This window comes from Staphylococcus gallinarum (assembly GCF_000875895.1).
GTDB classification, from domain to species: domain Bacteria; phylum Bacillota; class Bacilli; order Staphylococcales; family Staphylococcaceae; genus Staphylococcus; species Staphylococcus gallinarum.
Window position 1 is genome coordinate 1 of record NZ_JXCF01000009.1, and the last position, 12,438, is coordinate 12,438.

Sequence of the window (12,438 nt, forward strand, 5' to 3'; positions counted from 1 at the left end):
TGTTTGATTAGCTCATAAAATACTAATTTGTGTTATCATTAACACGTTTTTTGAACCAACGATTATCGTTGTGTTCGGAATTAACGTTGACATATTGCGATTCAGTTTTCAATGTTCATTAATGTGTTACAAGAATTTATTTTAACATTAAGTTTTTATTAAGTCAAGAATAAATTTCTTTTTTTATTTTATTAAGTTTGTTGCGTTTGTTAACTCAACATTTAATATTGTATAACCTTTCAATCACATTAACAAGTGTCAAATTTACACTTTTTAAATATTTGTTTGAGAAGTTAAATTCGTTCGCCGCCTTGTTTTGACGACTTTTATATAATATCAAGAGAATTCGTAATCGTCAATCATATTTATCAATATTTTTAGGTTTAATTTTACCTTTGTAATTACTAATTATCGATAATATGTACATAGATTTAAAATAGTGTAAATATTTGTGGCTATATTGCTTATATTTTACCTCATTTTCATGATTTTAAGCATCATTATTTTAAAAAGGTTTTAATTTTCGTATTATAAATATTCAAAATCACTACCCTGTTTAATTCAGCAGCAACTTTAATTGCTATAAATTTTGAAATTAAAAAAAAACACGAATCAATCAAATTGAGACGTGTTTCTTCTATAATTAGTTATTTATAACGATGTTACTCTTACTTTTTATCTTGGCAATCTTTGCATAGTCCATAAATTTCCATTCGGTGATGCGTAACATTAAAGTCTGTTACATGTTGTGCTAATTGTTCCACTTCATCTAACTGTGGATAATGGAAGTCTACAATCTTACCACAACTCTCACAGATCACATGGTAGTGATTATGTGTATTAAAGTCAAATCGGCTAGAGGAATCACCATAAGGCAATTCTTTAACGAGTCCAATATCCTTAAAGACACGTAAGTTATTATATATTGTCGCAACACTAATATTTGGAAAATCAGGTGAAAGTGCTTGATAAATTTCGTCAGCAGTAGGATGTGTCTCTGATGCAATAAGATACTTTAATATTGCTTGTCTTTGAGGTGTGATTCTAATCCCTGCATTTCTTAAAGATGCTATTGAATCTTCTAACTCATGTTCAATTGTGTCCATCTCTGCACTCATATCGTTCACCATCTTTCTATTTAATAATTATTATTACTTAATATAAATATAACTTCTAATTAAGGAATATGTCAATATACAAACATTATAATCCATTAATAACCTTGTTTCGCATCAACTTCATTCTCAATTAGATGGTTGTTATTGAGAAAATGAGTTAGATTCTTTGTAAATAAATCTGTAGCTTCTTGGAAGTTTTCCTTTCCATTGCCTGTTATATGAGCAGTTATAGTTACATTTGATAAATTAAACAGCTCATTTTGTTGCGTTAAAGGCTCTTTCTCAAAAACATCCAGATAAGCATGTCTTATTACGCTATCCTTTAACACTTTAATCAATATATCTTCTTTAACAATGGATCCTCTACCAACATTTATAAATAATGCTGTATTTTTCATTTGTGAGAAATGCTCACTTGTTAATAGATGAATCGTGTTCGCTGTTTCTGGCAATGTGTTAACTACTATATCCGCTTCCGGTAATACACTCAATAACTCCTTTAATGCATAGGTCTTATTAATGCCATTTACTTTATGCCCTGTAGTATTAATACCTAGGATATTCATATCTAAAGCTTGTAACACATGCGCTGTTCTTTGAGCAATTGTTCCTGTACCTAAAAAAAGTACGGTTTGTTTACCCACTCTATCAGCTGTTAGTTTGGAATCATATACTTTATTTTGTTGGTTTATATATGAAGTTCTCATTTTTTTATAATCATCTAAGATGAAGGCAGTAATAAACTCTGCCATTTGTTTTGCATGAATTCCTTTACCATTTGTCAGTAAAATATTTTGATTAGCTATATAATTTAACGGCAGTTTATTAACACCCGTTGCATACCATGCTATCCATTTTAAGTTTGGACATTCAGTTAAAAAGCTTTCATCTAAGTTGCTATCATAGCCAATTAAAATATCGAGCGTTGATCTATCAGATTTAGCAATTTCATTTACACCTTTAGTAAAAAGAAATTCGACATCTGGAAACCGATTTGTCAGCTCTTGTTCCAAATCTCCTAATCTTTTCAAACTCACGACTTTCACCTAACATCACCCCAATATATTCTTAAGTGTTTCCATCTGTGTTTTTACTTTTACTTTTTCAATAACATCTATGACTTTTCCTTCTTCATCTAATATAAATGTTGTTCGAACAATTCCCATAGATTCTTTACCGAATGATTTCTTCAATTGATAAACACCTGTAGCTTTGGATAATTGGAAATCTTCATCAACTAGCAAATCAAAATTTAACCCTAATTTTTCAATAAAGTTTTGGTGTTTTTTCTTACTATCACCACTAATACCAAATACATTAACACCTAGTTCATTAAAGCTAGCCAAGTTATCTCTAAAGTCACAAGCCTCCGTAGTACAAGTAGGTGTATTATCTCTCGGATAGAAGTAAAGTACTGTCTTATTACCTTTAATTGTTTCATTAGAAATAACTTCACCATTTTGATTTTCTAATTTAAATTGTGGAAACATATCGCCTTTTTTCAACATCAAACTCACCCTATTCTGTTTATTATTAATTTTATGATACGATAATAGGCGAAAATATAAAATTAAAAGAGGTTGATATTAATGAATTTTACTGAAAGTGAAAGACTTCAACAAGCATCTAATGAATATATATTAGGAGGGGTGAACTCACCTTCTCGCTCATATAAAGCCGTTGGAGGTGGCGCTCCTGTAATGATGCGTTCTGGACAAGGTCCTTTCTTATTTGATGTTGATGGAAATAAATATATTGACTATCTACAGGCATACGGACCTATCATTACTGGTCATGCACATCCACATATTACTAAAGCAATTCAAGAACAGGCTGCTTCTGGTGTGTTATATGGTACCCCTACAGAACTAGAAATTGATTTTGCTAAAAAATTACGCGATGCAATTCCTTCTTTAGAAAAAATAAGATTTGTTAATTCTGGAACAGAAGCTGTGATGACCACAATCAGAGTAGCTCGAGCATATACTAAGCGTAATAAAATTGTGAAATTTGCTGGTCAATATCATGGACATTCAGATCTAGTATTAGTAGCTGCTGGTAGTGGGCCATCCCAATTAGGTTCCCCTGACTCTGCAGGTGTTCCTGAAAGTGTTGCAAAGGAAGTAATTACAGTTCCTTACAATGATATTGAATCATATAAAGAAGCATTGGAATATTGGGGAGATGATATAGCTTGTGTATTAGTTGAACCAATAGTAGGAAACTTTGGTATGGTGGAACCAAAACCAGGTTTTCTAGAACAAGTTAATGAACTTACACATAATAATGGTAGTTTAGTAATTTATGATGAAGTTATCACAGCATTTAGATTCCATTACGGCGGTGCCCAAGATTTATATAAAGTTTATCCTGATTTAACTGCTTTTGGAAAAATCATCGGAGGCGGACTTCCTATCGGCGGATATGGTGGTAAACAAGACATTATGGAGCAAGTTGCACCTTTAGGCCCTGCTTATCAAGCTGGTACAATGGCAGGTAACCCTCTTTCAATGAAAGCTGGCATAGCTTTATTAGAAGTTCTTGAACAAGATGGTGTTTATGAACACCTTGATAATTTAGGTAAAAGATTAGAAGATGGATTAAATGAATTAATTAGTAAACATAACATTACTGCAACAGTAAATAGAGTCTATGGCGCATTGACACTCTATTTTACAGATGAAAAAGTAACACACTATGATCAAGCAGAGAATTCAGATGGAGAAGCCTTTGCAAAATTCTTTAAATTAATGTTGAATCAAGGGATTAATTTAGCACCTTCCAAATTTGAGGCATGGTTCTTAACTACAGAACATACTGAAAAAGAAATTGACCAAACTTTAGCTGCTGCTGACTATGCATTTAGCCAAATGAAATAAACTTGAATTTTATCGACAATCGTTGTATAACAAGTATAAATAAAAAATAATATTTTATGATGAAGGAGCGGTACATTTGAAATTAGGAGCTCGTATTCTCAAAACAGGTATAGCTATTATACTTGCTTTGTTTATCGCTTCTCTACTACCTAATGAAGCTGGATTAAAAGCAATTGCTGGAGTCAGTGCAGTAGTCGCAATGCAACCAAGTGTCTATCGATCGCTAAAGATTGTATCAGAACAAGCACTTGGTAATGTAGTAGGAGCTTTATTAGCTGTAGCTATGGTTACAGTGTTTGGTAATAACGTAGTCATATTAGGAGTCACTGTCATCTTATTAATAGCTATATTATTCCGATTTAACCTCGCACATGTGGCGACTTTAGCGAGTGTGACAGCATTGATAATTATGGGACAGCACACTGGAAACTTTTATATATCTGCATTTTATCGTTTCGTACTTGTTATGATTGGCGTCTTAAGTTCATCTGTTGTTAATCTGTTATTTTTACCACCAAAGTTTGAATCGAAAATATACTATAATTCTCAAAACATATGCTCTGACATATTCGTGTGGTTTAAATTAGTCTTGAATGATACTTCTGAATATCAGAACATTAAAGAAGATAGAGGATTGATTAGTAAGCGTATCAATAGATTAGAACAGGTATTTGGTTATTACGAAGAGGAAAATCCATGGACCAAGAAGCAAGTCTTTTCGCAAAATAGGAAGAAGATACTATTTAAAGAAGTCGTTCGTAGTACTAGACAAGCATATGAAGTATTAAAGAGAATGAATCGCTATCAAAATGACTTGCACAATCTCAACCACGAATTATTACTACAAATAAAGTTAGAAATTGATACGCTTATTGCATATCATGAGCAAATATTTGTCAGTCTATCCAAAAGAGCAAGATATGATGTAGGTCAATTAGATAGTCAAATTGAAAATCCACAAAAGAAAGATTTAATGGATGCCTTTCAGAAGGAAATTATTAAATCGCCTTATCAAACAGAATATTCATATGCAAATATAATGCAAATCATTGCAGCAATCGAAGAATACCGATATATACTCGAACATCTCGACCGATTGCGTATCAGTTTCTTTTCTTATCATCGTAATGACAATGAAATTGATATTGAGGCAGAAGATTTTGACTTATAACAAAAGAACCCCAAACACTAACTTAACTATTAGTGTTTGGGGTTTCTTCTATATATTGTTAAAGATTTTGTATACTGTATAAATGTTCATACGCACCTTTTTTACTCAATAAGGTTTCGTGATTACCAACTTCAACAATTTCTCCATTTTCAATAACCACAATTTTATCAGCATGTGTAATGGTAGATAATCTATGAGCCACAATTAACGTTGTACGATCTTTACTTAATACGTTTAACGCATCTTGAATAATGGCTTCACTTTCTAAATCTAATGCACTTGTCGCTTCATCTAGAATAATAATTGGTGGATTATTCAAGAATATACGTGCAATTGAAACTCTTTGCTTCTGACCACCTGATAATTTTACGCCTCTTTCACCAACTTCAGTGTCATATCCTTCAGATAAATCCATGATAAAGTCGTGAGCATTCGCCATTTTAGCTGCTGCTATCACTTCTTCATCAGTTGCATCTGGTCGCCCAAGTAAAATATTTTCTTTGATTGTATCAGAAAATAATATATTATCTTGTTGCACTAAACCAATTTGGTTTCTTAAACTACCCGTAAGATAAGACTTAATATTTGTACCATCAATGCGGATTTCACCATCAGAAACATCATAGAATCTCGGTATCAAATTAATTAAGGTTGATTTACCTCCACCACTCATACCAACAAATGCTACTGTTTCACCTTGTTTAATATCAAGGTTTATATTGTTTAATATAGTAGATTCATCACTGTTATATTTGAAACTAACATGATCTAGTTCGATATGACCTTTTTTAATTTCAATTGGTAATGCGCCTTTTTTATTTTTTATATCGTATCCTTCATCCATTAATTGAAATACACGATCCATAGACGCGAAACTTTGAGTTAATGTTGTAAATGAAGAAACTAATCGACGGAGCGGTCCAAATAGTTGTTCTAAGTAACTCACAAATGCAGCCAAAGTACCAACTGTAATATTTCCTGTAATCGCAAAATACGCACCCACGCCGATTACGATAATTGGACCAATATCTGTCACAGTATTAATTGCTGAAAATGAGTAGGCATTCCATCTAGTATGTTTAAACGCACGATCTAAAAAGTGTCTATTATGTCTATCGAAATTTTTCTCTTCATTATCTTCAATAGCAAAACTCTTAATGACAGACATACCTTGAACTCGTTCATGTAAAAATCCTTGAACCTCTGCTAGTGCTTGAGATCTCTTACGTGTTAACTTTCTCAAACGGCCAAAGAAAAAATAAACAGTTAAAATATAGAACGGGAAGATTACGATTGCTGCCAATGTCAATTTCACATCTAAAAACATCATAATACTGAGTGCAATCACAATTGTTATACAGTCTAGCCAGATATTCATTAAGCCAGTAAGTATAAAATCTTTTGTCTGTTCTACATCATTAATCACCCTTGAAATAACTTGCCCTGCTTGGTTATTAGCATAAAAACGAGCGCTCAATGCTTGTAAATGGTTATATAATTTCTTTCTAATATCGTACAAAATTTTGTTACTTGTCCATTGTGCCAAATATTGCCTTAAAAATTCTATTGGTGGTCTGACAATCACAAAAATAAATGCTGCTATACCCAGAGCAATAGATAATCTTGTGAATTTTTCTGGTGTCGATATGTCACCGTTATTTATTACATCATCAATAACAAATTTAATTAATAACGGAATTAACATAGGGATACCAAATTTAATAATACCAATAATAATTGTAGCAATGATTCGCCATTTATATGGTTGCACAAACTTTAAATATCTGCGAATCATAATACATTTCCCCCCAAAAATATTATTACAAATGAAACAGCCCAAGTTGAAATTCAACTAAGGCTGTTGTAAACGCATTATCTTAGTTAGTTAATCATTACGCTAGCGATTACAGTTATATTTTTTACAAAATATAGCATAACTACATTTTGTAAGACATACCTATATTACTATAAATGATTATCTAACTTATCTCATTAAATATGCTTAATAATTTCTTACTTTCTTATATCTTTCACGCCACACTTTGATAAAGTCGGGAGCAAAAGGCCCTTTCTTTTGTTCTATCCATTGTTGTAAAATATCGACATTACGTCTTAATATTTCATCAATATCAGATGAATAATTCATTTGTTTCATATGTTGTTCATATTCATCTTCATCTAGCAAATGATATTTGCCATTTGGATAAACCTTTATGTCTAAATCATAATCGATATATTTTAACGCTTCTTCATCACACACAAAGGGTGACGAAAGATTGCAATAGTAATATACACCATCTTCTCTAAACATACATATCACATTAAACCAATATTCAGAATGAAAATAAACAATCGCTGGTTCTCTCGTTATCCATGTTCTACTATCGCTTTCAGTGACCAAAGTATGATCATTTCCACCGATAACAACATGATCCGTACCTTTTAATATAGTAGTTTCAGACCACACACGATGAATATTACCATCATGTTTATAACTTTGAATCTTTATCGTCTGTCCTTCTTTAGGTATGGATTCTTTAACCATGCTCCACACCACCTTTTCTTAGATTTCACAAGTTAAATTATAACATATCTTTGTTTCTTGCAACGAGTTTAGACCTACTCTGACTGACAAATATGATTATAAATTTTAGTCATACTTACTGGAAAGTTATATGATGCTTTATCTGTAAGTTTCATCCAGGTCATATTTTCAGGTAATACAAGTGAATTTTTCGTTATCGTTGATTCTGCAACAAACACTGATATATCCCATGTAATGTGAGTGAATTGATGTTTTAATGTATATACAGGTTTTTCATTAAATGAAATTTCCTGTCCTAACGTTTGCTGTATACTTTCATTACTTTCAGCCTCATACATTGGAAATTCCCACATTTGATTAAGTAATTTTTGTGTTCGTTGTTCAATTAAATATTCATTATTTTCATTTTTTACGATATAAACATGTTGCTTTATATGTCTTTTCTTTACTTTTGTTGTTTTGACAGGTAATTCCAATACAGTCCCTTTCTCAAATGCTTCACACTGTGTTTGAACCGGACAAAATAGACAGAGTGGCGCTTTAGGTGTACAAATGAGTGCCCCTAATTCCATCATCGCTTGATTAAATGTACCAGATTCATTTTGTACATATGGTAATAATTCTTGTTCAAATGCTTTTCTTGTTGACTGTAATTTGGTATCCCTGTAGTCATTATTTAACCTAGACCAAACTCTAAAGACATTTCCATCAACCGTCGCCAATGGTTGGTTAAATGCAATGCTCATAACCGCAGCTTGTGTATATGGTCCTACACCTTTTAAATCGGCAAATTGTTGTGGGTCATCAGGCACTTTCCCCTGAAATTTATCAGCGACTTCTTTAATTGCTGTATGAAAATTTCTAGCCCTACTATAGTAGCCCAATCCTTCCCAGTATTTTAATACATCATCTTCATGTGCGTTACTTAAATCTTCAATTGTGGGAAACCTTTTCGTAAATCTAAGATAATAATCTATAACTGTTTTTACTTGTGTTTGTTGTAACATCACTTCGCTCAACCATATATAATATGGATTGGATGTTTCTCTCCAAGGCATTTCACGTTGATTTTCATCAAACCATGTAACTAAATTCGTTTTAAATTCATTTTCTTTAAACATCACACACATCTCTTTCTATTTTTCACGTAATTTTTTTCTTGTAATTAGTTGGGATATTTTTATTATTTTAAAAATTCGATTATAATAAATGTAACATTGATACGAAATGAGTGAAACATTATGGACACAGCTACACATATTGTCATGGGCATAGGCTTAACCGCTTTAGCAACTCAAGATCCTGCAATGGCTGGGTCTTTTGCAGCAACTGCAACAACTTTAGTAGTCGGCTCCCTCATCCCTGACGGTGATACAGTGCTAAAGCTAAAAGATAATGCAACTTATATATCAAATCATAGAGGTATCACACATTCAATCCCTTTTACAATATTATGGCCTCTATTAATAGCATTATTTATCTTCACATTCTTTAAAAATGTTGATATCACTCACATATGGTTATGGGCGCAACTCGCAGTTTTTTTACATGTATTTGTAGATATATTCAACTCATATGGTACACAGGCATTGAGACCTATTACGAATAAATGGATTCAACTTAGCGTCATTAATACATTCGATCCAATTATTTTTGTAATATGGTGTATTGGCATTGCACTTTGGGTAATTGGATTACATCCTTTTGCTGTGTTTTTCCCTTTAATTGGCGTACTTGTTATATATTATATAATTCGGTTTCGAATGCAAGCAATTATTAAAAAACGTGCACTGCAACAAATACAACAAGAGCATCAACCGGTCAAAGTATTCGTTGCACCTACCATGAAATTTTTTGAGTGGCGCGTGGCTATTCAAACAGAGTCATATGATTACGTTGGTCGAAGTTTTAGTAGAAACATTGTATTTAGTGATAAATCAAAACGTCATCCTTTTCCAAGTGACGATTTAATGGACTATGTAAAAAACGATAAAAACATTAAAACTTTTTTAAACTTTTCTTCTATTTATCGTTGGCAAGCGACTAAAAATGATGATGGTACTACTGAAATTCGTTTGATTGATTTACGTTATTTAAAAAACGGACATTATTCTTTTGTTGCCATTGCACATCTAGATTCGGAAAATAATATCGATCATTCCTATATCGGTTGGGTATTTAGTGAAGATAAACTGCAAAAAAAACTTTTTGCAAAATAACAATTTGCTATTTGTTTTAGAATGCTAAGTTAGATTTTGCAATTAAAATAACCCTTAACTATCTTGTCTAAGTCGTTGACAATGATAGCTAAGGGTTATTTTTTTAATTACGTATCTATTAAGAAGGATTTGAATTTTGAACTGCTTCAGAATCTTCATCATTAATTTCAGTTTGGCTAGCTATTTTTTGTTGTTTACGTGTAAAAAATATATATTTTTTATTAGCAATTGTACGATACAAAGCATATATAATGACACATAACAATCCAATAAATAAATAGAAGTAAATATGATATGGTAAATTATTTAAACTCAACGCGCCTAAAACGACTGACTGGGAAACGCCCTCAATAAGATAATATACCGGGTTTAACATTAAAATATGTGTCACAATACCTTCATTTGTAGTTGGAATAAAAATAATTGGCACAATAAAAAATGTTATCGCTGAAATAATGTAATATATTAAATTTAATTTCGTCGTTAATATAGAAATTAAACCCATAATAGTTGATACAACAACCATGAATATTAAAGCCATTATCACATAATATAATGTGGAAATAACAGAGCTTTCTATATTAACTGGCGTCGCAAAAATGATAATAATAAGTGAAATAAACATTAAGATACTAGACGCTATAGTAATAATAATATTTTGGAAAATCGGATTTATATTATATAACTTACTAATGAAGTAATCTTTCTTATAAATCAAATAAACTTGGTAAATCGTTATCCACATAAAAGAAAAGCTTGTAAGTGCTGCTAATCGATAATACGCACGCGCTTGTTTTATTTCTTCTGTGTTATTCATTTTAAATACCAACATCATAATTAATAAGATAATAATGCTAGCAACGAATGGCGCAACAAACCATATCCATCTTTCTTTAAAACGTACCAAAACATGTTTTAACAGATATGGTATATTTTTATAAAAATTAATCAAACTATCTATCATTATTCACACCTACAATTCAATATATAACCATTTATTATTTTTTAAATCTGCCATATAGTAACCGTCACCTGATTTAGTAATCCAGAAGTCACCTTCAATATCAAATTTCTTTTTCAATTTATCTTTATCCTTTATCGGAATAGTAAAGCCTGTTAATTTATTTTGATCATTGAAAATCATTGATATTGGCTGTTGTACAATTGGTACAACAAATCGATTATCTTTATCAGTTTCTGGTACTAACGAATCTGTCACTTTGCCATGCTTTTTATGTAAGTGACTGTTAAAAAATTCATTATAGTTACTATAATTTTTATGCATATATGGTGCTATACTTTTAAAACTATGTGATTCAAACAAACCTGCTGGATCAAAATAACGTAATTTGTTTTTCGCAATTCTATAATTCTTGTTATCTACTACCACACGGTAATATTTTGTATTTTCTCCTGTTATCGTAACAAATCCATATTTAGCAACTGTCTTTGCAGCAGTATTCTGCATGCTATCTAATTTCACAGAATCAGCAAGTACAATTCCATACGCTAGCTTTTCTTCATATGGGTTTTTATGTTGGTTTTGAATTGTAGACTGATCAATATTTTGGTTAATATTTAATTTACCAATGTCATTGAACATTAAAAGAGCCATTATGATCAGCCCTATTAAAAATATACTGATTAAACTCCAAAATCTATATAACGAAACTGGTGGTCTTACATGATTATAACGTTCAACGCGTCTAAAGTTATATGTTAATTCAGGTATACGTGCCCTAGATTTTTTCCAGTCCACATCAAAATTTTCTTTTTCCTCAGCTGTTTCTAAAGAAGTACGATCAATTTCATGATCTCTATAAAGCGGTAGGACTTGTTTCAGTGAGCCTTCCTTTCTTAATTGACCATGTGAGAACCAAGCTATATAATTACTCGTTCTTGCAACACGCTCGACATCATCCTCTATCATGACCATAGTTAAACTCTTGCTTATGTATTCATCCGTTAATTCAATTGCACGCTCAAAAAATGTCTCATCCAAATGTGTGATAACTTGGTTAAAGATAAGAATATTAGCATTAGATGTACGCGCCAACGTAAATAATAGACGCGCATATGCTTCATCCGTTAATTCATTTATCTTCGTCGTTTCCGCTTCTGTTAAATGAGCATATTTTAAAATCTGTTCCACTTTATGTTCAGATGCTTTATATGGAAATAATAATACCGCATTTTTCACATAATCAAGTACAGTATTATCTTGCATCGACCTATCTTGCATATCTGCATAAAATAAATCAGTCTTTCTTACAACCTTACCTTTATCAGGTTTAATTTCACCACTCAAAATACGACCGACACGTTCTTTAGAAGATTCTGGTTCACCAATAATACCTAAAGCCTCACCTTGATAGATATGTAGGTTAATATTATTCAATTCTATATCTTCAGCATCATAACCAAAAGGTAGATACCATTTTTTAGATTGTTTATTTCTATAATAATGCGTTACATTAAGTAACTTTAAAATAATTGAACTACCCAT

General features: G+C 31.6%; 11 protein-coding genes. 3 read left to right on the forward strand and 8 right to left on the reverse strand.

Translation table 11 applies throughout. The features are described 5' to 3' along the window. Positions 1-668 precede the first annotated feature (668 nt). The 3 genes from perR to bcp all read right to left on the reverse strand — a co-directional run bounded on the left by perR (position 669) and on the right by bcp (position 2,626). Positions 669-1,118, reverse strand: coding sequence for a peroxide-responsive transcriptional repressor PerR (gene perR, locus SH09_RS08135; protein WP_042739153.1), 450 nt, complete (start codon positions 1,116-1,118; stop codon positions 669-671). A gap of 95 nt (positions 1,119-1,213) precedes the next feature. Further along, positions 1,214-2,164, reverse strand: coding sequence for a phosphoglycerate dehydrogenase (locus tag SH09_RS08140; protein WP_042739154.1), 951 nt, complete (start codon positions 2,162-2,164; stop codon positions 1,214-1,216). A gap of 6 nt (positions 2,165-2,170) precedes the next feature. Then, complete coding sequence (gene bcp, locus SH09_RS08145; RefSeq protein ID WP_042739155.1) at positions 2,171-2,626, reverse strand: thioredoxin-dependent thiol peroxidase; 456 nt, start codon at positions 2,624-2,626, stop codon at positions 2,171-2,173. A gap of 81 nt (positions 2,627-2,707) precedes the next feature. Here bcp and SH09_RS08150 point away from each other — a divergent pair, with 81 nt between their 5' ends. Continuing rightward, positions 2,708-3,997, forward strand: a complete 1,290-nt coding sequence (locus tag SH09_RS08150) for a glutamate-1-semialdehyde 2,1-aminomutase (protein ID WP_042739156.1) — start codon at positions 2,708-2,710, stop codon at positions 3,995-3,997. A gap of 76 nt (positions 3,998-4,073) precedes the next feature. After that, the gene (locus SH09_RS08155; RefSeq protein ID WP_042739157.1) at positions 4,074-5,168 is read left to right on the forward strand and encodes an FUSC family protein; all 1,095 of its coding nucleotides are present in this window, start codon (positions 4,074-4,076) and stop codon (positions 5,166-5,168) included. Between the two features lie 58 nt (positions 5,169-5,226). Here SH09_RS08155 and SH09_RS08160 read toward each other — a convergent pair whose 3' ends face one another. The 3 genes from SH09_RS08160 to mutY all read right to left on the reverse strand — a co-directional run bounded on the left by SH09_RS08160 (position 5,227) and on the right by mutY (position 8,834). Beyond that, positions 5,227-6,963, reverse strand: a complete 1,737-nt coding sequence (locus SH09_RS08160; RefSeq protein ID WP_042739158.1) for an ABC transporter ATP-binding protein — start codon at positions 6,961-6,963, stop codon at positions 5,227-5,229. A 207-nt stretch (positions 6,964-7,170) separates the two neighbouring features. After that, a complete protein-coding gene (gene ntdP, locus SH09_RS08165; RefSeq protein ID WP_042739159.1) occupies positions 7,171-7,713 on the reverse strand; it encodes a nucleoside tri-diphosphate phosphatase in 543 nt (180 codons plus the stop codon). Positions 7,714-7,787: 74 nt separating this feature from the next. Next, positions 7,788-8,834 carry an A/G-specific adenine glycosylase gene (mutY, locus tag SH09_RS08170; RefSeq protein ID WP_042739160.1) on the reverse strand — a complete coding sequence of 349 codons (1,047 nt, stop codon included), beginning with the start codon at positions 8,832-8,834 and terminating at the stop codon, positions 7,788-7,790. Between the two features lie 120 nt (positions 8,835-8,954). Here mutY and SH09_RS08175 point away from each other — a divergent pair, with 120 nt between their 5' ends. Further along, positions 8,955-9,932 carry a metal-dependent hydrolase gene (locus SH09_RS08175; RefSeq protein ID WP_042739161.1) on the forward strand — a complete coding sequence of 326 codons (978 nt, stop codon included), beginning with the start codon at positions 8,955-8,957 and terminating at the stop codon, positions 9,930-9,932. A gap of 118 nt (positions 9,933-10,050) precedes the next feature. On the opposite strand, the gene SH09_RS08180 is transcribed toward SH09_RS08175, so the two are convergent. After that, positions 10,051-10,896 carry a sugar ABC transporter permease gene (locus SH09_RS08180; protein ID WP_042739162.1) on the reverse strand — a complete coding sequence of 282 codons (846 nt, stop codon included), beginning with the start codon at positions 10,894-10,896 and terminating at the stop codon, positions 10,051-10,053. Positions 10,897-10,905: 9 nt separating this feature from the next. Next, the gene (locus SH09_RS08185) at positions 10,906-12,438 is read right to left on the reverse strand and encodes an ATP-binding cassette domain-containing protein (RefSeq protein ID WP_042739163.1); all 1,533 of its coding nucleotides are present in this window, start codon (positions 12,436-12,438) and stop codon (positions 10,906-10,908) included.

Coding starts and splice junctions, on each gene's coding strand:
- perR (WP_042739153.1), bottom strand. CDS start 1,118: ATGAGTGCAGAGATGGACACAATTGAACATGAGTTAGAAGATTCAATA.
- bcp (WP_042739155.1), bottom strand. CDS start 2,626: ATGTTGAAAAAAGGCGATATGTTTCCACAATTTAAATTAGAAAATCAA.
- SH09_RS08150 (WP_042739156.1), top strand. CDS start 2,708: ATGAATTTTACTGAAAGTGAAAGACTTCAACAAGCATCTAATGAATAT.
- SH09_RS08160 (WP_042739158.1), bottom strand. CDS start 6,963: ATGATTCGCAGATATTTAAAGTTTGTGCAACCATATAAATGGCGAATC.
- ntdP (WP_042739159.1), bottom strand. CDS start 7,713: ATGGTTAAAGAATCCATACCTAAAGAAGGACAGACGATAAAGATTCAA.
- mutY (WP_042739160.1), bottom strand. CDS start 8,834: ATGTTTAAAGAAAATGAATTTAAAACGAATTTAGTTACATGGTTTGAT.
- SH09_RS08175 (WP_042739161.1), top strand. CDS start 8,955: ATGGACACAGCTACACATATTGTCATGGGCATAGGCTTAACCGCTTTA.
- SH09_RS08180 (WP_042739162.1), bottom strand. CDS start 10,896: ATGATAGATAGTTTGATTAATTTTTATAAAAATATACCATATCTGTTA.
- SH09_RS08185 (WP_042739163.1), bottom strand. CDS start 12,438: ATGGGTAGTTCAATTATTTTAAAGTTACTTAATGTAACGCATTATTAT.